The sequence below is a fragment of the Pseudomonas sp. GW821-FHT09C10 genome, from assembly GCF_059418085.1.
In genome coordinates, this window is sequence record NZ_JBWKPE010000017.1 from 14,260 (window position 1) to 33,212 (window position 18,953).

22 protein-coding genes, 1 tRNA gene and 1 pseudogene are annotated in these 18,953 nt (G+C 59.8%); 9 read left to right on the plus strand and 15 right to left on the minus strand.

Features of this window, described 5'->3' with window-relative positions; genetic code table 11:
• The first annotated feature begins 31 nt into the window (after window positions 1–31).
• Window positions 32–244: a cold-shock protein gene (locus AC07OT_RS26330; protein ID WP_027604305.1), complete on the plus strand. Its 213-nt coding sequence runs from the start codon at window positions 32–34 to the stop codon at window positions 242–244.
• A gap of 13 nt (window positions 245–257) precedes the next feature.
• Here AC07OT_RS26330 and AC07OT_RS26335 read toward each other — a convergent pair whose 3' ends face one another.
• Window positions 258–1,121: a methyl-accepting chemotaxis protein gene (locus tag AC07OT_RS26335; protein WP_495109516.1), complete on the minus strand. Its 864-nt coding sequence runs from the start codon at window positions 1,119–1,121 to the stop codon at window positions 258–260.
• A pseudogene (locus tag AC07OT_RS26340) lies at window positions 1,116–1,883 on the minus strand (MCP four helix bundle domain-containing protein); the annotation flags it as partial. The gene AC07OT_RS26335 and the pseudogene AC07OT_RS26340, both read right to left, overlap by 6 nt.
• 568 nt (window positions 1,884–2,451) lie before the next feature.
• On the opposite strand from AC07OT_RS26340, the gene AC07OT_RS26345 reads away from it, so the two are divergent.
• Together AC07OT_RS26345 and AC07OT_RS26350 are read left to right on the plus strand one after the other, a co-directional pair.
• Window positions 2,452–2,754, plus strand: a complete 303-nt coding sequence (locus tag AC07OT_RS26345) for a type II toxin-antitoxin system HigB family toxin (protein ID WP_495109452.1) — start codon at window positions 2,452–2,454, stop codon at window positions 2,752–2,754.
• A 3-nt stretch (window positions 2,755–2,757) separates the two neighbouring features.
• Entirely contained in the window at window positions 2,758–3,129 is a 372-nt protein-coding gene (locus tag AC07OT_RS26350) for a helix-turn-helix domain-containing protein (RefSeq protein ID WP_495109453.1), read from the plus strand.
• A 139-nt stretch (window positions 3,130–3,268) separates the two neighbouring features.
• On the opposite strand, the gene AC07OT_RS26355 is transcribed toward AC07OT_RS26350, so the two are convergent.
• From AC07OT_RS26355 to dapA, 5 genes are all read right to left on the minus strand, one after another.
• Window positions 3,269–3,358: transfer RNA gene (locus AC07OT_RS26355), tRNA-Ser, on the minus strand.
• Between the two features lie 83 nt (window positions 3,359–3,441).
• Window positions 3,442–4,155 carry a phosphoribosylaminoimidazolesuccinocarboxamide synthase gene (purC, locus tag AC07OT_RS26360; protein ID WP_027604309.1) on the minus strand — a complete coding sequence of 238 codons (714 nt, stop codon included), beginning with the start codon at window positions 4,153–4,155 and terminating at the stop codon, window positions 3,442–3,444.
• Between the two features lie 27 nt (window positions 4,156–4,182).
• On the minus strand, window positions 4,183–4,941 hold the full coding sequence (locus tag AC07OT_RS26365; RefSeq protein WP_027604310.1) for an MBL fold metallo-hydrolase: 759 nt from the start codon (window positions 4,939–4,941) through the stop codon (window positions 4,183–4,185).
• 4 nt (window positions 4,942–4,945) lie between these two features.
• A complete protein-coding gene (bamC, locus tag AC07OT_RS26370; RefSeq protein WP_495109454.1) occupies window positions 4,946–6,061 on the minus strand; it encodes an NlpB/DapX family lipoprotein in 1,116 nt (371 codons plus the stop codon).
• 17 nt (window positions 6,062–6,078) lie between these two features.
• Window positions 6,079–6,957, minus strand: a complete 879-nt coding sequence (gene dapA, locus AC07OT_RS26375) for a 4-hydroxy-tetrahydrodipicolinate synthase (protein WP_065938895.1) — start codon at window positions 6,955–6,957, stop codon at window positions 6,079–6,081.
• A 273-nt stretch (window positions 6,958–7,230) separates the two neighbouring features.
• Here dapA and AC07OT_RS26380 point away from each other — a divergent pair, with 273 nt between their 5' ends.
• Window positions 7,231–7,791, plus strand: coding sequence for a glycine cleavage system transcriptional repressor (locus AC07OT_RS26380; RefSeq protein WP_003172487.1), 561 nt, complete (start codon window positions 7,231–7,233; stop codon window positions 7,789–7,791).
• Between the two features lie 10 nt (window positions 7,792–7,801).
• A complete protein-coding gene (locus tag AC07OT_RS26385; protein WP_065928211.1) occupies window positions 7,802–8,275 on the plus strand; it encodes a peroxiredoxin in 474 nt (157 codons plus the stop codon).
• Window positions 8,276–8,324: 49 nt separating this feature from the next.
• Here AC07OT_RS26385 and AC07OT_RS26390 read toward each other — a convergent pair whose 3' ends face one another.
• Window positions 8,325–9,395, minus strand: a complete 1,071-nt coding sequence (locus AC07OT_RS26390) for an AI-2E family transporter (protein ID WP_027604314.1) — start codon at window positions 9,393–9,395, stop codon at window positions 8,325–8,327.
• 31 nt (window positions 9,396–9,426) lie between these two features.
• On the minus strand, window positions 9,427–9,666 hold the full coding sequence (locus AC07OT_RS26395; RefSeq protein WP_010212198.1) for a sulfurtransferase TusA family protein: 240 nt from the start codon (window positions 9,664–9,666) through the stop codon (window positions 9,427–9,429).
• Between the two features lie 95 nt (window positions 9,667–9,761).
• On the opposite strand from AC07OT_RS26395, the gene AC07OT_RS26400 reads away from it, so the two are divergent.
• Window positions 9,762–11,195, plus strand: coding sequence for a M48 family metalloprotease (locus AC07OT_RS26400; RefSeq protein WP_027604315.1), 1,434 nt, complete (start codon window positions 9,762–9,764; stop codon window positions 11,193–11,195).
• Between the two features lie 67 nt (window positions 11,196–11,262).
• Here AC07OT_RS26400 and AC07OT_RS26405 read toward each other — a convergent pair whose 3' ends face one another.
• Window positions 11,263–12,702: a DegQ family serine endoprotease gene (locus AC07OT_RS26405; RefSeq protein WP_065938892.1), complete on the minus strand. Its 1,440-nt coding sequence runs from the start codon at window positions 12,700–12,702 to the stop codon at window positions 11,263–11,265.
• A 25-nt stretch (window positions 12,703–12,727) separates the two neighbouring features.
• Here AC07OT_RS26405 and AC07OT_RS26410 point away from each other — a divergent pair, with 25 nt between their 5' ends.
• Complete coding sequence (locus tag AC07OT_RS26410; RefSeq protein ID WP_495109455.1) at window positions 12,728–12,907, plus strand: hypothetical protein; 180 nt, start codon at window positions 12,728–12,730, stop codon at window positions 12,905–12,907.
• 29 nt (window positions 12,908–12,936) lie between these two features.
• On the opposite strand, the gene AC07OT_RS26415 is transcribed toward AC07OT_RS26410, so the two are convergent.
• From AC07OT_RS26415 to rpoE, 3 genes are read right to left on the minus strand one after another with little or no spacing between them, the layout of a single operon-like run.
• The gene (locus AC07OT_RS26415) at window positions 12,937–13,899 is read right to left on the minus strand and encodes a MucB/RseB C-terminal domain-containing protein (protein ID WP_495109456.1); all 963 of its coding nucleotides are present in this window, start codon (window positions 13,897–13,899) and stop codon (window positions 12,937–12,939) included.
• Window positions 13,900–13,915: 16 nt separating this feature from the next.
• Window positions 13,916–14,503 (minus strand): sigma-E factor negative regulatory protein, encoded by a 588-nt coding sequence (locus tag AC07OT_RS26420; protein ID WP_495109457.1) that lies wholly within the window; start codon window positions 14,501–14,503, stop codon window positions 13,916–13,918.
• A gap of 32 nt (window positions 14,504–14,535) precedes the next feature.
• Entirely contained in the window at window positions 14,536–15,117 is a 582-nt protein-coding gene (rpoE, locus tag AC07OT_RS26425) for an RNA polymerase sigma factor RpoE/AlgU (RefSeq protein ID WP_003172477.1), read from the minus strand.
• Window positions 15,118–15,580: 463 nt separating this feature from the next.
• Between rpoE and nadB the strand changes: the two genes are divergently transcribed.
• Window positions 15,581–17,197 carry an L-aspartate oxidase gene (gene nadB / locus AC07OT_RS26430; RefSeq protein WP_141157005.1) on the plus strand — a complete coding sequence of 539 codons (1,617 nt, stop codon included), beginning with the start codon at window positions 15,581–15,583 and terminating at the stop codon, window positions 17,195–17,197.
• On the opposite strand, the gene AC07OT_RS26435 is transcribed toward nadB, so the two are convergent.
• Both AC07OT_RS26435 and AC07OT_RS26440 read right to left on the minus strand, forming a co-directional pair.
• Window positions 17,166–17,612 (minus strand): protein YgfX, encoded by a 447-nt coding sequence (locus tag AC07OT_RS26435; protein ID WP_495109458.1) that lies wholly within the window; start codon window positions 17,610–17,612, stop codon window positions 17,166–17,168. The genes nadB and AC07OT_RS26435 overlap by 32 nt on opposite strands.
• Complete coding sequence (locus AC07OT_RS26440) at window positions 17,596–17,850, minus strand: FAD assembly factor SdhE (protein WP_115485870.1); 255 nt, start codon at window positions 17,848–17,850, stop codon at window positions 17,596–17,598. The genes AC07OT_RS26435 and AC07OT_RS26440 overlap by 17 nt, the downstream gene beginning before the upstream one ends.
• Before the next feature lie 140 nt (window positions 17,851–17,990).
• Here AC07OT_RS26440 and ygfZ point away from each other — a divergent pair, with 140 nt between their 5' ends.
• Entirely contained in the window at window positions 17,991–18,932 is a 942-nt protein-coding gene (ygfZ, locus tag AC07OT_RS26445) for a CAF17-like 4Fe-4S cluster assembly/insertion protein YgfZ (RefSeq protein WP_495101036.1), read from the plus strand.
• Window positions 18,933–18,953: the final 21 nt, after the last annotated feature.

Consider the following 18,953-nt stretch of genomic DNA (forward strand, 5'->3'; position numbering starts at 1 on the left):
GCCACCTATTGCACTGGAAAGGAGAACGGCCATGCCCAGGAAAACTCCACAGACTGCAATCTCCATCAGCAGCAAGACCGCCGCCTACGATGAGCAGGACATTTTCTTTCGCAGCGCCACCACCGCCCAGGGCGGCCGGCGGCTGCGCGAGGGGCAGACGGTCACCTACGAATTGGTCAGGGGCCCGGGCGGCGACTGGCAGGCCGTCAATATCGAGATCGTGGACGAGTCGACACTGAACTAGCCCGCGCATGTCACTACAGCTGAAACTTTGCTACGGCTTCGTTCAGGGAAACGGCCAGCTGCGCCAGTTCTCGACTCGATCCATTGATCTGTCCGGCGCCGGAAGAAGATTGCGCCGACAGGTCGCGAATATTGACGATATTGCGATCGACTTCCTTGGCCACCTGGGCCTGCTCCTCGGCGGCGCTGGCGATGACCAGGTTGCGCTGGTGGATCTGGTCGATGGAGTCGGTGATCTGACTCAACGCACCGCCCGCCCCCTCAGCCAGGGCCAGGGTGTCGGTGGCTCGCTGGGTGCTCGACTGCATCGAGCTCAACGCGTCGTTGGACCCCGTGCGCATCGCGGTCACCATCTGGTCGATTTCCAGGGTCGATTGCTGGGTACGGTGGGCCAGTGCACGGACTTCGTCAGCCACCACCGCAAAGCCGCGCCCGGACTCACCGGCCCGCGCAGCCTCGATCGCAGCGTTGAGTGCCAGCAGGTTGGTCTGCTCGGCGATGGAGCGGATCACATCGAGCACCTTGCCGATATCCCGCGATTGCTCGGCGAGGTTCTGCACCAGGGTCGAGGTTTCGCCGATGTTGGTGCTCAGGGCTTGAATGGCGCTGACCGTTTCACCCACACGGTGCTGGCCTTCGCGCGCGGTTTCATTGGAAAGGCGAGTGGACTCGGAGGTAGACACCGCATTGCGCGCTACCTCATCCGCCGCTGAGGTCATCTCGTTGACGGCGGTGGCGGCCTGCTCGATTTCAGCGGTCTGCTGTTGCAGGCTGCGGCTGCTCTGGTCGGTGATGCCGTTGAGGTCGGTGGCCGATGAGGCCATCTGCCCGGCGGACTGGCGAATCAGTTGCAAGGTCCCGCGCAGGTTGGCCTGCATGGTCTTGAGTGCTACGAGCAGGCGCGTCACTTCGTCGTCGCCGCTCACGTCCACCGTTTGGGTCAGGTCACCTTGGGCAACGTTCTCGGCAGCCCGCACGGCATGACTGAGTGGGCCGACAATGCTACGCGTGAGCAACCAGGCCAGCAGCACGGTGCTCAACCCGGCCACGATCACAAAGCCGAACACCATGGTGCGCGAACGGCTGTACTGCGACTCGGCCGCCTGGCCTTGCTGGTTGATCTGGGCGTTGTAGTAGTCGGCCAGGGCATTGAGTTGAGCCCCGGAGCCATCGACCACGGTTTTCATATCCACCAGCAACAGCTTGTTGAGCTCGGCGCCCTGCTGCTTGTCGGCGAGGATGAACGACTGCGCCAGCCCTTGCTGGTATTGGCGCAGCGAGACCTGGAACTGGTCGTAGAGCGTGCGCACTTCGGGGGTGTCGATCACTGCATCGAGGTCGGCCAGCCGTTTGCTCAGGTCCTGGCTGCGGGTGTCCATCTGGCTACGGTATTGCGGGATGCTCGCCGGGTTCGGGTCCAGGGCCATGCGCAAAGAGATCGTACGAATGCGCAGCATGATTTCGCGAATGTCCGCCACCAGCCGCATCTTCGGCACCAGCCCGCTTTCCACCTGCACCGCGCTGGCGCGGATATTTGCCATGTTCGACAGTGCAAAAAAACCCAGCAGGGCCACGAGCAAAGCAATCAGGGCAAAACCCAGACCCGCACGGCGGGCGATGGACAGGCTGCGAAGGGACATTGGGGGGGACTCTCTTATTGGGGGATACGATGTCGTACGAGAGTGTTTCGGCCGCGTGGATAAAGACTTGAGGGCGTACACCCAGGAAATGGGAAGTTATAAATATCAGTGAGTTATTTGCAGTATCGACGAGCACGGCGCCCCCCAACGACAATACTGGGAACATCAAAGGATTACCCCACCAGCAGGTCTGACATGGAAAAAGCCGTCATTACTCTGGCACTGATTTCTTGCCTATACGGCTGCATCGGCGCACAACTTTCACTTCCTGAACAGAAAAACGTACGCACCACCCCTCAACAGAACCCGCCTGAACGAGCATGGTGCGGCGTGACGCTTTGGGCTGTAGTTCCAATCCCCCTGAAGCTCCCCGTGTGCCGCTCACATCCCGCTCCCTCGCCCTTATATGCCTGTGGTCCTTTCATGTTCCTGGGACCGATCATGCACGGTTACAAGGGGAATGCCTTATGTGGAGAAATGCCTTGAGAGCCCATGACACCCGTCTGGAAAACTGCTTGTTCCCATGTGCCCACTTGCAAAAGTCCCAAGGCGGGACTAGGATTTTCCCATGAGAATAGTCGCACTCAGTCAACTCAAAACCTTTTGGCACAAGTACCCGGATTCGGAGCAACCGCTCCTGGCCTGGATAGACGAAGTAAAAAACGCCGACTGGTCAAACCCGACTGACATCAAGGAACACTTTCGCAGCGCTAGCATTCTCAAAAGTCGAAGGGTCGTCTTCAACATCAAAGGTAATGACTACAGGCTCGTGGTAGCCGTGGCCTATCGCTATGGCGCTGTCTACATCAAGTTTGTCGGTACACATAAACAGTACGACGCAATTGACGCCGATACCGTCGAAACGGAGTAACCCATGAACATCCGACCTATCCACACCGAACAGGATTACAAGGACGCGCTCAAGTCTGTCTCTGCGCTGTTTGATAACGAACCAGAACCCGGCACCCCGGAAGGTGATTACTTTGACGTAATGATCACGCTGATCGAGGCCTATGAAGCCAAACACTTTCCCGTAGACCTGCCCAACCCAATCGATGCCATTCGCTTCAGAATGGAACAGTCTGGCCTGTCGGCGGCTGATCTTATTCCCGCCATTGGCCGCCAGAATCGTGTTTATGAAGTGCTGAATGGAAAACGAGCGCTGACCTTGCCAATGATTTGGAAGCTGCATGAGATGTTTGGTATTCCAGCAGAAAGCCTGATCAAGCCAGTAAGGACTGCCTGAAGACGGAATACGGTTGGTTGTGCCTGCTGGAAACAACCACTACGGCCCTGTTTGCTGCTCGGAACGAGTAGCTTGCCCCCAAATCTCAGAAACGAAAAAGCCCCGTAGCTTATTCAGCTACGGGGCTTTTTCTATGTAATGGCGGAGAGATAGGGATTCGAACCCTAGGTACCGGTGAAGGTACAACGGATTTCGAATCCGTCCCATTCGGCCACTCTGGCATCTCTCCAACGGCGCGCATCATAACAGCCTGTTTCGTGGAAGCAAAGCTCAAACGAGATTTTTTTCCGTGCTATCAGATGCTTGCGTCGATTAAAGCGGTACGCCGAGGCGCTTGGCGACTTCTTCGTAGGCTTCGATCACATCACCGAGGCCTTGGCGGAAGCGGTCCTTGTCCATCTTCTTCTTGGTGTCCTTGTCCCACAGGCGGCAGCCGTCCGGGCTGAATTCGTCGCCGAGGACGATGGAGCCATCGTGGAACACACCAAATTCCAGCTTGAAGTCCACCAGCAGCAGGCCTGCGTCGTCGAACAGCTTGCTCAGCACGTCGTTGACCTTGAGGGACAACTCCTTCATGCGCGCCAGTTGCTCGGCGGTGCCCCAGCCGAATGCCACGACGTGGGATTCGTTGATGAACGGGTCGCCCTTGGCGTCGTCCTTCAGGAACAGCTCGAACGTGTAAGGGTTGAGCTTGAGGCCCTCTTCCACGCCCAGGCGCTTGACCAGGCTGCCGGCGGCGTAGTTACGCACTACGCACTCCACCGGGATCATGTCCAGCTTCTTCACCAGGCACTCGTTGTCGCCCAGCAGTTTGTCGAATTGGGTCGGAATGCCGGCCGCTTCGAGTTTCTGCATGATGAAGGCGTTGAACTTGTTGTTCACCATGCCCTTGCGATCAAGTTGTTCGATGCGCTTGCCGTCGAACGCCGAGGTGTCGTTGCGAAACAGCAGGATCAGGCGGTTGGCGTCGTCGGTCTTGTAAACCGACTTGGCTTTGCCGCGGTAGAGTTCTTCACGTTTTTCCATGATGGGCTCCGCTTTGAGTGAGGTGGGCTAGGCGATATGTCGCCAGTCGAGCCCTGAATCTTGATCGGCCAGTTGCAGCCAGTCCGGGTCGCACCCGAGGGTGTCGACAAAACATTGCCGGGCAAGCGTCGGCAGGTTGTTCTTGCTGCTCAAGTGGGCCAGGACCAGGTGTTGCAGGTCTTGCCAGCCCAACTCATACACCAGGTACGCCGCCTGATGGTTGTTCAAATGTCCCAGTTCGCCGCCGACCCGTTGCTTGAGAAAGTACGGATAGTGACCGCGAGCCAACAGGTCTCGGCAGTGGTTGGACTCGATCATCAAGGCATCGAGGTTCCGGTAGCCGTCCAGTACCTTGGCGCAGTAGGAGCCCAGGTCGGTGAGCACGCCGAAACGCCGCTCTCCGTCACTGAATACATACTGCGTCGGTTCCTGGGCGTCGTGCGCCACGGCAATCACATCGATGCTCAGGGCGCCGATTTGCAGCTGCTCGCCACCGGCCAGGAAACCTGCGGGTTCTATAGGTTTGCGCATCCCGCGCAGTGTGCCGCGACTGAGGTACACCGGAAGATTGTAGCGCCGAGACAGCAAACCCACGCCATGCACGTGGTCGGCATGTTCGTGGGTCACCAGAATCGCGCTCAACTGCGAAGGGTGAACCCCCAAACGCAGCAGGCGCCGCTCGGTTTCCTTTAACGAGAAACCACAATCCACCAGCACGTACGTGTCGTCATGGGCGACCAGCGTGCCGTTCCCTTGGCTACCGCTGCCGAGAACGGCAAAACGCATCGGATCAGCCCAGGTTGTCCTGAATAACGCCCAACACCTTGCGCGCTGTTTCAGCCGGCGCGACGGTGTTGATGTTCTTCTCGACGGTGACCTGCACAGTCTCGCCAACCTTGCTCAAACGCACCTGATAACGCTCGGCGCGGGTTTCGATTTCTTCCTTGGTCGGCTTGCTGCCGAACAGTTTGCCGAAGAAACCAGGCTCTTCGTCTTTGCGCTCGGCCTTTTCAGCCACGTTGATGTAGTACAGGCCCAGGCTGCGGTTGATGTCTTCAACACGCCATGGGCCTTGCTCCAACGCGCGGCCGACGCTGGCCCAGGCGCGATCCAGGTCTTCACCCAGGTTCAGCACCACGTTGCCGCTGCCGTCCTCGGTGAGGCTGACGCGGCTCGGGGTGTCGTAATCACGGGCGGCGAGCAGGGAAACGGAACCGCCCTTCTCGGAGATACGGCTCATGCTGGCCAGCATCTCGTCGACCAATGCCGAGTCGACACTGGTGTTGACCGAGCGGTTGGTGAAGTCGACGTTGGCGGTGCTGCCGGCAGGACGCTCGGCGCTGACCACGTAGACTTCACTGGTGTTGCGCTGTACGCCCGGCTCGATGCGCACACGCACACGGGCTTCGCTGTCGGCGGCGACACCACCGGCCTGCAGGCGCTTGGCCATGGTGGCGGACAGTTCACTGCCCTGCTGCCATGCCGTGGTGAATTCACCGGTCTGCGGGCGCTGCTCGTCGATGCGGAAACCGTTGTCCTGGAAGAACTGCACCGCTACCGGCCAGACTTCGGCAGGTGGGCGCTGCGCCACGATCCAACGCGAATCACCGCTCTTCTGCAGGCTGTAGTCGCTGGCATCCGCCACGGCTGAGATCGGCTGTGGACGTGGCACGACGTATTCACCCTTCGTGGTGTCGTCGGCAACGTTGCGTGGAATCGGCAGCAACGGGTCAAGGCGCTTGGCGACGTTGACGTCCGGCGGCAGTTGCATCGGTTTGGTTGCTTGTGCTTCCAGGTAATCGCTGCCGCGGTCACGGAAGTAGCCTTCCGGGCCCCAGATCCAACCGCAGCCACTGGTGCTGGAGATAATCAAGGCAAGTGCGGAAAGTCCGGCCAATCGCTTCATGCGTAGTGCTTCCTCAATTAAACCAGGACGCCGGACTGGCGCAGGGCCTGTCGCAGCGGTTCGTGACAGGCTTCGCTGAGGCGGGTGAGCGGCAGACGGATACCGTCCGGCATCAGGCCCATCTCGAACAGCGCCCACTTCACGGGAATAGGGTTGGATTCGATAAACAGTGTCTTGTTGAGCGGCATCAGCTTCTCGTGGATCGCACGGGCGGTCACGGCGTCGCCGGCGATGGCGGCGGCACACATGTCGCTCATGGCGCGCGGGGCCACGTTGGCGGTCACGGAGATATTGCCCTTGCCGCCCAGCAGGATCAGCTCGACAGCCGTGGCGTCGTCACCGGAATACAGCAGGAAATCGCTGCTCACCCCGGCCAGGATGTCCTTGGCGCGCTGCAGGTCGCCGGTGGCTTCCTTGATGCCGATGATGTTCGGCACGGTAGAGAGGCGGATCACGGTCTCGGCCTTCATATCGCACGCGGTACGACCCGGCACGTTATAGAGGATCTGCGGGATGTCGACGGCTTCGGCAATGGTGCGGAAGTGCTGGTAGAGGCCTTCCTGGGTCGGCTTGTTGTAGTACGGGGTCACCAGCAGGCAGGCGTCGGCGCCGGCTTTCTTGGCGTTTCGGGTCAGCTCGATGGCTTCGCGCGTCGAGTTGGCGCCCGTGCCGGCGATCACGGCAATACGCCCCGCGACACGCTTGACCACGAATTCGATCACCTGGATGTGTTCTTCCACATCGAGGGTGGCCGATTCACCTGTGGTGCCGACCGCCACGATGGCGTTGGTGCCTTCTTGCAGGTGGAAGTCCACCAGTTTGCCCAGGCTGTCCCAGTCGAGATGACCTTGTGCATCCATGGGTGTGACCAGTGCCACCATACTGCCCGCAATCATGCAACCGCTCCTGCCGGAAAAAGAGAGCCGTAATGGTACTGGCGCCAAGATGCTTGTACAAGCGAAGTACCGCCTGAGGATGCGTTCTGGCGCAACTAAACGACGGGCAATGCCATCATCGGGCCAAAGCACCGGTTGAGACAGGGCAAAATCAGGCGGATCACGTAATGAAAACGCCACCTCCTATCCCTTGGCGACGCTTTTCGCTACCCTTCATGCTTTGATCGATACAGCCCTCACAGTATCGACCGCTCATCGTTTTAGGAAGGCTGCATGTCCACCCCCACAGTTCGCGAACAATTCCTTGTTATCAGTGCCCTCGGCGCCAACCCCATGGAGCTGACCAACGTCCTGTGCCGCGCCAGCCATGAAAACCGCTGTGCCGTGGTGACCTCCCGCCTGACCCGCCATGGCGAGTGCAGTGCGCTGGTCCTGCAGATTTCCGGCACCTGGGATGCCCTGGCGCGCCTGGAGACCGGCCTGCCGGGCCTGGCCAAGAAGCACGACTTCACCGTCAACGTGGTGCGCAGCGCCGCCCTGGAAAATCGCCCGCAGGCGCTTCCTTATGTGGCGTATGTCAGCTCGGCCTACCGCTCGGACATCGTCAATGAGCTGTGCCAGTTCTTCATCGACCACAATGTCGAACTGGAGAACCTGACCTGCGACACCTACCAGGCCCCGCAAACCGGCGGCACCATGCTCAACGCCACCTTCACCGTGACCCTGCCGGCCGGCGTGCAGATCAGTTGGCTGCGCGACCAGTTCCTGGATTTCGCCGATGCCCTGAACCTCGACGCGCTGATCGAGCCGTGGCGCCCACAGAACCCAATGTAAGGAAGTCATCATGGCGGTAGTCATCGATAAACCGGTCGCCGATTTCGAAGCTCAGGCCACCAGCGGCCAGACCTTCAGCCTTGCCGCCCTCAAGGGCAAGCAAGTGGTGATCTACTTCTACCCGAAGGACAGCACCCCGGGCTGCACCACCGAAGGCCAGGGTTTCCGTGACCAGTACGCAGCATTCAAGGCCGCCAACACAGAGGTGTTTGGCGTGTCGCGCGACAGCGTGAAGTCCCATGAGAACTTCAAGGGCAAGCAGGAATTCCCGTTCGAGCTGATCAGCGACAAGGATGAAGCGGTCTGCCAGCTGTTCGATGTCATCAAGCTGAAGAAGCTGTACGGCAAGGAATACCTGGGTGTGGATCGCAGCACCTTCCTGATCGACAAGGACGGTGTGCTGCGCCAGGAATGGCGCGGCGTGAAAGTGCCGGGCCATGTGGACGCCGTTCTGGCCGCAGCCCAGGCGTTGAACAAGGCCTGATCTGTAGCGCGGATCACTGCGGCGATGAAGCAGTGATTCGCGCCTCCCCTTACAACAACGGTGCCACCACCGGCTCCTGCCGCGGCCACGCATCCAGCACGGCCTTGAACAGCGTCGCCAGGGGAATCGCAAAGAACACCCCCCAGAATCCCCACAGCCCACCAAACAACAACACTGCACAGATGATCGCCACCGGGTGCAGGTTGACCGCCTCCGAGAACAGCAGCGGCACCAGCACGTTGCCATCCAGGGTTTGGATGATGCCGTAGACCGCCATCAAGTAGATGAACTGGTCGCTCCAGCCCCACTGGAACAAGGCGATCAAGGTCACCGGCACCGTCACCACCACGGCACCGACATACGGCACCACCACCGAAATCCCCACCAGAAGTGCCAGCAAGGCGGCGTAGTTGAGGTCCAGTGCGATAAACGCGATGTAGGTAACGCCCCCGCAGATAATGATCTCGATGACCTTGCCACGAATGTAGTTGGCGATCTGCCGGTTCATTTCTTCGGCCACCCGGGTGATCAGCGCTCGTTCGCGCGGCAGATAGCCGCTCACCCAACGTCCGATCATGGCGCGGTCCTTGAGGAAGAAGAACACCAGGATCGGTACGAGCACCAGGTAGATCATGATGTTGACCAGCAGCGGCAGGCTGGACAGGGAAAAGGTCAGCGCCCATTGCCCGAACTTTCCGATTTCGCCCCGTGCCACTTCTATCGCCTGCAGCACCTGCTCGTCCGACACCAGATGCGGGTAGCGCTCCGGCAGCAGCAGCAACAGCGACTGCCACTTGGCGAGCATGCCCGGCAACTCGTTGAACAACGTGATCAGTTGGTGCCACAGCAGCGGCAATACCACGACGACAAACACCACCAGCAGCCCCATGAACAAGGCGAATACCAGGCCCACTGCCGCGCCGCCCGGCAAGCGTAGACGCTCCAGGGTGGTGACCAGGCCCTGCATCAGGTAAGCCAGCACCATCCCCGCCAGTACCGGCGCCAGCATGCCCCCCAAGGTGAGTACGGCCGTAAAGGCCAGAAACAGCAGGACCGCCAGCACCACGGCTTCTTCATCGGAGAAGTAGCGCTGGATCCAGTCTCGTAACACTTTGAACATCAATCAACCTCGGGTGGTAGGGGCAAACGGTTCAGGCCTTGCGCAACCAGTAACGGTACACACCGGCGGCGTCTTCTTCATGCAGCAGGGTATGGCCGGCCAGCTTGGCGAAGGTGCGGAAATCACGCTGGGAACCTGCGTCGGTGGCGATCACCTTGAGCACAGCGCCACTGGCCAATCGATTGAGTTCCAACTTGGCTTTGAGCAGAGGCAACGGGCAATTGAGGCCGCTGGCATCGAGTTCGGCATCAAAGGCTACAGCGTCGGTCATGGTTTTACTCCGGGCACGCATTCGGGGTGCTTAGAATATCTGGTCCGAAGCTCAGTGTCCGGCTACAGTAAGCTCTTTGTCGAAAGGCTCTGTGCATGACTTTTTTGCGCCCCACCCTGCTGACGCTGGCTTGCCTGCTGGCCTCCCCAGGCTTCGCTGACGACCTGCCGTCACTTGGCGACGCCAGTTCTGCCATTGTCTCGCCACAACAGGAATATCAGCTGGGCCGCGCCTGGCTGGCCTACCTACGGGGCCAGGTCTCGCAGTTGAACGACCCGCAGCTCAAGGATTACGTCGAAACCAGCGTGTACAAGCTGGTGGAAACCAGCCAGGTGAATGACCGGCGCCTGGAATTCATCCTGATCAACAGCCCGCAGCTGAACGCCTTTGCCGCACCCGGCGGTATCGTCGGCGTGAACGGCGGCCTGTTTCTCAATGCCCAGACCGAAGGGGAATACGCGTCGGTGCTGGCCCACGAACTGGCTCACTTGTCTCAGCGTCACTTCGCCCGTGGTGTCGAGGCGCAGCAGCGCATGCAGATCCCGATGATGGCCGCCCTCCTCGGCGGCATCATTGCGGCCGCCGCCGGTGCCGGGGATGCCGGGATCGCTGCAATCGCCGGCACACAGGCCGCGGCCATCCAGGAACAACGACGATTTTCTCGCCAGAATGAACAGGAAGCGGACCGTATCGGCATCGTCAACCTGGAGAAAGCCGGCTACGACCCGCGCTCCATGCCAACCATGTTCGAACGCCTGATGCGTCAGTATCGCTTCGACGCCAAGCCGCCGGAATTCCTGCTGACTCACCCGGTGACCGAATCGCGTATCGCCGACACCCGCAACCGCGCGGAACAGGCCAAGGCCGGTGGCAAGGAAGACAGCCTGCGCTACCAGTTGATTCGCGCACGGGTACAGCTGCAATACGAAGACACCTCCGGACTCGCCGCCAAGCGCTTCCAGGCGCAACTGGACGAAAATCCTAAAAACGACGTGGCGCGCTATGGCCTGGCCATCGCCCAGATCAAAGCCTCCCAGTTCAAGCAGGCACGGGAAAGCCTTCAACCCTTGCTGGCCAAGGCGCCCAATGACATCACCTACAACCTGGCGCAGATCCAGTTGGACATCGACAACAACCACCTGCCCGATGCCCAGCAACGCACGGATCGGATGCTGACCCAATACCCCGGCAACTACCCGCTGAATCAGATTCGGGTAGATCTGTTGCTTAAACAGAATCGCACCGCCGATGCGGAAAAGGCCCTGGATGGCTTGCTCAAGTCTCGCCCGGACGATCCGGATGTGTGGTACCAGGTCGCCGAGACTCGTGGCTTGTCGGGCAATATCATCGGCCTGCATCAGGCTCGCGCCGAATACTTTGCTTTGGTGGGCGACTTCCAGCAGGCGATTCAGCAGTTGGACTTTGCCAAACGTCGCGCCGGCAGCAATTTCCCGTTGTCGTCACGTATCGATGCACGTCAGCGTGAGTTGATCGAACAGGAGCGCCTGGTTAAAGGCATGATGGGCTAAACCCATCGCCCAATAAAAAGCCCCGCCCTCGTAAAACGAAGGCGGGGCTTTTTATTGGCCGGGTGGGTTACTCGGCCAGCTTGAAGGTAATGAAGCTGGCACGCCCCTGACGAAGCACGCGCATCGATACCGAGCGGTTCTTCGGCAACGCCTTGGCGATGTCGGTGAACTGCTTGGTAGTCTCAATCGCCTGATTGTTCAGGTGAGTGATCACGTCGCCAGGCTGCAGGCCGATCAACGCTGCCGGGCCGTCCTGCACTTCCTTGATCACCACGCCGCTCTTGAGATCGAAGGCTTTCTTCTGCTCGTCAGTCAGCTCGGCCACGGCAATGCCCAGGCGATTGCTGCTGCGCTCGGCGCCCGGCTTGGTGTTACCCAGGGCATCCAGGGTCGCGCCCTCTTCAGGGATCGCACCCACGGTCAGCTCGACATTCTGGCGCTTGCCATCACGAATCACTTCCAGCTTGGCCTTGCTGCCGGCCTTGAGCGCGCCAACCAGGTGCGGCAGGTCGGCCGACATAATGATCGGTTGACCGTTCATGCTCAGGATCACGTCGCCGACTTGCAGGCCGCCTTTGGCAGCCGGGCCGTCGTCCTGGATTTGCGCGACCAGGGCGCCCGCCGGCTTGTCGAGGCCGAAGGATTCAGCCAGGTCCTTGTTCACCTCCTGAATGACCACGCCCAACCAGCCACGGCTGACCTTGCCACCGCTTTTCAGCTGATTGGAAACATCCATGGCCACGTCGATAGGAATGGCGAACGAAACCCCCATGAAGCCACCGGAACGGGTGTAGATCTGCGAGTTGATCCCCACCACTTCGCCCGCCAGGTTGAACAACGGGCCACCGGAGTTGCCCGGGTTGATCGGCACGTCGGTCTGGATGAACGGCACATAGTTCTCGTTCGGCAGGCTGCGACCAATGGCACTGACGATACCCTGGGTAACGGTATGGTCAAAACCAAACGGCGAGCCGATGGCTACCACCCACTGCCCCGCCTTCAGGTCTTGGGACTTGCCCAGCTTCAGCACCGGCAGGTCCTTGCCCTCGATCTTCAGCAAGGCCACGTCGGAACGCGGATCGGTGCCGACCAATTTGGCTTTCAGCTCACTGCGATCGGCCAGGCGCACGAGGATCTCGTCGGCGTCGGCAATCACATGGTTATTGGTGAGGATGTAGCCATCTGGCGAGATAATGAAGCCCGACCCCAGGGACTGCGCTTCACGCTGGCCACCGCCACCACCACGGGGCGCACGCGGTTGTGGCATGCCACGCTCGAAGAACTCGCGCAGCATCGGCGGCAGGCCTTCCAGGTCAGGCATCTGCTGGTTGGAGACTTTGCGATCCGGCAGCTTCTGGGTGGTACTGATGTTCACCACGGCAGGCGAGGCTTGCTCAACCAATTGGGTGAAGTCAGGCAACTCGACCGCTTGCGCGGGCACGGCCTGACCCAGCACCAATACCGTGGCGACTATGGATAGGTAAGACTTCAAACGTGGTATCGACATACAGCTCCCGTTACGACGAGCAGGGTTGAGCGACAGGGTTCAAGAAACGCCGAAAACTGCGAACGACATCTTTGTTCCGCGAACAAAACAAGGCCAGGGCCAACAAGCCCTGACCTATAAAAAACATGAGAGATTTTTGCAAGTGAAAATGCTGATCCAGACATTTCATGCTCTCGGCAGCCAACCTGGCATGGGCGTACTGTGAAAGATCCGGATGAACATAGGATTAACGACTCACGGCTTGGGGGTGGCCTTTTTTTCACCGCGCACCGACAGTGCGATGCGTTCGGCGGTGCCAATAGGTATTTCGCCAACCACAGTCACCATCATTTCGCCATCCACCGTATTCAAGCGACGAGATACAGCAACCGTGGGGCCTAATTGGGTGCGAGTCTCGGTCACGCTCACATCGCTGATCGGTTCGAGAAACACCGAGAAACGCGCCAGTCCATCTTCATACATCAGGCTGTCGACCGTGGCCTTGGTATGGGGATCCTTGCGGGCGCTGCTATTGGTCAGCTGAAAACCTGGCGGCAACCACTCCAAGTGCCACGCCTCGGTGGCCTCTACGGCCGCTGCATTGGTATCGCCGACGGCGATGGAGGTGCATTCACCGCTGGGCTGCAAGTCGAGATCATTAGGCGTGGTGGAGGTGTCCAATCGAGTGAACTGAAAGCGCTCCAGCAACTGCCCTTGATCATTCAGCAACAAGGATTTGAGCGGCAAGGCAGTTTCACGATCAAGGTGCAGCTCAAAACCGTAGCGGTATTGATCACGGGGGGTAATCGACACAATCACCGCATTACGACCGGCCACGCGAGATTTTCCGATAACGGCCAGTTCGTAGAATTGATTGAGTCTTTGCGGATCGAGCGCGCGCGAGGGCGCATCACGCGAATTGCCCAGGCCGGCGACAAGAGTGCCGCTTACGCACTGAGTACGACCATCTACACGAACGACTTCCTGGGCAGAACCATCAAGCTGCAAGAGCCGCTCACGGACCTGGCCATTCTGGACGCGATGCCAGATGTCATGGGTAGAAAAACTGCCATTACGCTCGTAGACAAACGTACCTTGGAAACTTTGCTGCTGCTCTGCACGCCCAAGTCGAGTCAGCCAGTCTTGGGCGTCGTCGGCATGGGCGGGGAGTGCAAACCAACCACTGAGCAATAACGTAAGGAGCGGTATGGCGCGCATAGGGCTCCTTAACGGATCAGCGGTTTTCCAGGCTTGCAGCGCGAGCGTATGGCAGAGCGCTTTCAGTGCCTTTCAAGGCGGATTCCTGTGCGTGTTGGCGCATGTAGCCTGGAAGACGCTGGTCCTGCCAGCCGGATTGCCCTTGCAGCACACCGTTGGCCATAGGGCCGGTGGTGTCGGAGCTTTCCTTGTAGCCGGCCAGTACCGCTGGGCCTTTGACTTGCGGACCGGCCATGACCGGTTGCTGAGTCTGCTGGGCCAGTTCGGCACCGGCGATTTCGTCCTGGTTGTACAGGCGAACACCGGCCAGCACTGCAACAGTCACCGAGGCAGCCACTGCCAGGCGACCCAGGCTGCGCCAAGGGCCACGAGCAGCTTTTGCCGGAACGGCTTCATCAGCCAGCGCGGCAGAAACGGCCGCAGCAATATCCAGACGAGGGATTAGAAGATCCTTGTGCATCACCGCCCGAGCGACTTGGTAACGAGACCAGGTATCACGGGTTTCGGCATCATCAAATGCGTTGAGCACTCGACGAAGTTCCAGTTCATCCGCTTCGTTATCCATCACTGCGGACAGCGATTCCTGCAGGGCATCACGACTCATGGCGGTTCCTCTCTTGGCTGTCGCCGCTGTCTTTAGTTTTCCTGCAACAACGGTTGCAAGGCTTTATCGATGGCTTCCCGGGCCCGGAAAATCCGTGACCTTACAGTCCCCACCGGACACTGCATGACGCTCGCAATGTCTTCGTAACTCAGACCATCGAATTCACGTAAAGTTAACGCCGTACGCAAATCTTCTGGCAGTTGCTGAATTGTGCGATGAACGGTGCCTTCGATCTCGTCGCGCAGCAATGCACGCTCCGGCGACTCGAGATCTTTGAGGCCGTGATCACCATCGTAAAATTCTGCATCTTCTGAACTTACATCGCTATCCGGTGGGCGGCGTCCGCGAGACACCAGATAGTTCTTCGCCGTGTTGATGGCGATGCGGTAGAGCCACGTGTAAAACGCACTGTCACCGCGGAAATTGCCCAGTGCACGGTACGCCTTGATAAAGGCTTCCTGTGCAACGTCCTGCGCTTCATGGGTGTCGTGCACAAACCGCACGATCAACCCGAGAATTTTGTGCTGGTATTTCAGCACTAGCAGATCAAATGCTCGCTTGTCACCGCGTTGAACGCGCTCGACCAGCTGCTGATCCTCTTCCTGGGTTAGCATGAACACTCCTCGTTGTACTTGAAGGAGGCTTGCATAACTAAACGATCAGGCTTGCAAACATAGACTCGGACTTTTCGCAAAAGTTCTCCCCCTTCAAGCAAGTTTCCGGCACGCACTGATTTGGCACACACGAAAAACGCAGCGCGGGCAACGCCGGCTGCGCGAATAATCTTGTCGTCGGTTTTCTGACGCGTCCAATGCTCCCGACGGGCCAATAAACTCAACGTTTTCCCAGCTTTCGGGCAACCTGCTATTGAGTCGGGGCTTATGCAAAAAGTTCCCACCTCAATAACCAGTCGATTTTACCCGAGCCGTGCACCGTAATCTCACATTGCCACGAATGCCCGGCTATTGTGCCGCTCCCCCCCTCTATATACTAGTGGCCCGTGTGACCCTTTGATTCGCCGATCCAGGCGTCCTGTTTGCGCCAGCCCTGTGGATCGCTTTTTGCGGAATCCTTCAAATGAGCCAACAGTTTCAACACGATGTCCTGGTGATCGGTAGCGGCGCGGCCGGCTTGAGCCTTGCGCTGACCCTTCCCAGCCACCTGCGTATTGCCGTCCTTAGCAAAGGCGACCTGGCCAACGGTTCGACATTCTGGGCCCAGGGCGGTGTCGCCGCGGTGCTGGACGACACCGATACGGTGCAATCCCACGTTGAAGACACCCTCAACGCCGGCGGTGGCCTGTGCAACGAAGACGCGGTGCGCTTCACCGTCGAGCATAGCCGCGAGGCGATCCAATGGCTGATCGACCAGGGCGTGCCCTTCACCCGCGATGAACATGCAGGCAGCGATGACGGTGGCTTCGAGTTCCATCTGACCCGCGAAGGCGGCCACAGCCATCGCCGTATCATCCACGCCGCCGATGCCACCGGTGCCGCGATCTTCAAGACCTTGCTCGACCAGGCCCGCCAACGCCCCAACATCGAACTGCTGGAACAACGCGTCGCTGTCGACCTGATCACCGAAAAGCGCCTGGGCCTGCCGGGCGAACGCTGCCTCGGCGCCTATGTGCTCAACCGCGCCAGCGGCGAAGTGGATACTTATGGTGCGCGCTTTACCATCCTCGCCTCAGGCGGCGCCGCCAAGGTCTACCTCTATACCAGCAACCCCGACGGCGCCTGCGGCGACGGCATTGCCATGGCATGGCGCTCGGGCTGCCGGGTGGCCAACCTGGAATTCAACCAGTTCCACCCCACCTGCCTTTATCACCCACAGGCCAAGAGTTTCCTGATCACCGAAGCCCTGCGCGGCGAAGGTGCACACCTCAAGCTGCCGAACGGTGAGCGCTTCATGCAGCGTTTCGACCCGCGCGCCGAGCTGGCTCCACGGGATATCGTCGCCCGCGCCATCGACCATGAAATGAAGCGCCTGGGCATCGACTGCGTCTACCTGGACATCAGCCACAAGCCCGAAGCGTTCATCAAGACCCACTTCCCGACCGTCTACGAGCGCTGCCTGGCGTTCAACATCGACATCACCAAAGGCCCGATCCCCGTAGTACCGGCTGCGCACTACACCTGCGGCGGCGTGATGGTCGACCAGCATGGGCGTACCGATGTACCCGGCCTGTACGCGATTGGCGAAACCAGCTTCACCGGCCTGCACGGCGCCAACCGCATGGCCAGCAACTCACTGCTCGAATGCTTCGTCTACGCCCGCTCGGCCGCAGCCGACATTCTCGAACAACTGCCGCGCATCCCGGTGCCGGCCGCCCTGCCCCGCTGGGATGCCAGCCAGGTTACCGACTCGGACGAAGACGTGATCATCGCCCACAACTGGGACGAGCTGCGGCGCTTCATGTGGGACTACGTGGGGATCGTGCGCACCAACAAGCGCCTGCAACGGGCACAGCACCGGGTGCGATTGCTGCTGGATGAGATTGATGAGTTCTACAGCAACTATAAGGTCAGCCGTGACCTGATCGAACTGCGCAACCTGGCCCAAGTCGCGGAGTTGATGATCCGTTCGGCCATGGAACGCAAGGAAAGCCGGGGCCTGCACTACACCCTCGACTACCCGCAGATGCTGCCCGAGGCCCGCGACACTATTCTGGTGCCAACCACCTACGGCGGCTGAACTTCAAGCGAACCCGCAGGCGCCGGTGCACATCGGCGGCCTGCGAATCCGTCGGCACGCAGACCGAGCGCACCCGCCATTCCCCCGGTACGCGATAGCGCAACACCACAATCAGCGGCAACGCCAGGCTGTCGGGCCGCAGCTGCACGCGATGCCAACCGCGCTCATTGCTGAATAACTGCCAGCCCTCTTCATCGCGCCGCAGGCCACGAATCGACGAACGGTGAGTCAGCAGAACATAACGCGGTAATACCCAGGCAGCCTGGGCCAGGCATGCCAGCACGCCGAGGACAGCAAAGGGAGAGTCAAGGACCATCAGTGCACCCAGCGCGAACAGCTGGGCAAGGAGATACGCCGCCAGCAGCAGCCGTGAGGCCTGCCAGCGGCATTCGAAACGATTACTTGGGCTGGACACGATCCAGGATCATCCGGACCATGCGCTGCAGTTCAGGATCTTCGGACTCTGCCCGCTCCATGAACCAGCCGAACATGTCCTGATCTTCGCAAGTCAGCAGCCTGACGTAGAGATCGCGATCTTCCTGATTGAGCGTCGCGTACACCTCTTTGGTAAAAGGCACCAGCAACACATCAAGCTCAAGCATGCCACGACGGCTGTGCCAGTAGAGACGATTGATTTCTACATCTTCGACCATGGAGCGCTCCTCAAATAGAGCGCAAGTATACAGGCCCGACGGCACCGGAACAGTCGGCTTTGGTCGCCCCCTACGGAAACTATCCATTTGCCGGGCGCCCCTCTATGATGCACCCATGACTTTTTGACCTGCGATGACCCATGGCTGACTCTGCTTTCTTCTGCCCCCTGTCCCACGAAGGCGTTCTCGCCGTCCGCGGCTCCGACGCTGCCAAGTTCCTGCAGGGACAACTCACCTGCAACCTCAATTACCTGAGCGACACCCAGGCCAGCCTCGGTGCGCGCTGCACGCAAAAAGGCCGCATGCAGTCGAGCTTCCGCATCCTGTTGCAGGGCGACGGCGTACTCCTGGCCATGGCCAGCGAACTGCTCGAACCGCAACTGGCGGACCTGAAAAAATATGCGGTGTTCTCCAAGTCCAAGCTCACCGACGAAAGCGCCGCCTGGGTGCGTTTCGGTGTGATCGATGGCGATCAGGCGCTGGCCGGCCTTGGCCTTGAGCTGCCCACCGAAACGAACAGCGTTGCCCGTACCGAACACCTGATCGCCGTCCGCGTGTCTCCCGCCCGCGCCGAACTCTGGGTACCTGCCGAGCAAGCCGACAGCGTGCGCAGCCGATTGGCCGCACAGTTGACACAAACCGACTTGAATCACTGGCTACTGGGCCAGATCCGCGCCGGTATCGGCCAGGTCATGCCCCAGACTCGCGAACTGTTCATCCCGCAGATGCTCAACCTGCAGGCCGTGGGCGGCGTCAGCTTCAAGAAAGGCTGCTACACCGGCCAGGAAATCGTCGCGCGCATGCAGTACCTGGGCAAACTCAAGCGTCGCCTGTACCGCTTGAGCTTGAATGCGGCTGAAATGCCCGAGCCAGGCACCCCGTTGTTTTCCCCCAGCCACAACAGCTCCATCGGCGAAGTGGTGATTGCAGCAAAAGCTGACCAGGTGATTGAACTTCTGGCGGTATTGCAAGCCGAAGCTGCCGATAGTGGCGATGTGCACCTAGGCACGCTGGAAGGCCCCGGTTTGCAACTGCTTGACCTGCCTTACACCCTTGACCGTGATCGTGAGATCCAGCGTTAGTCGCCGTATTTTCCTGCAACA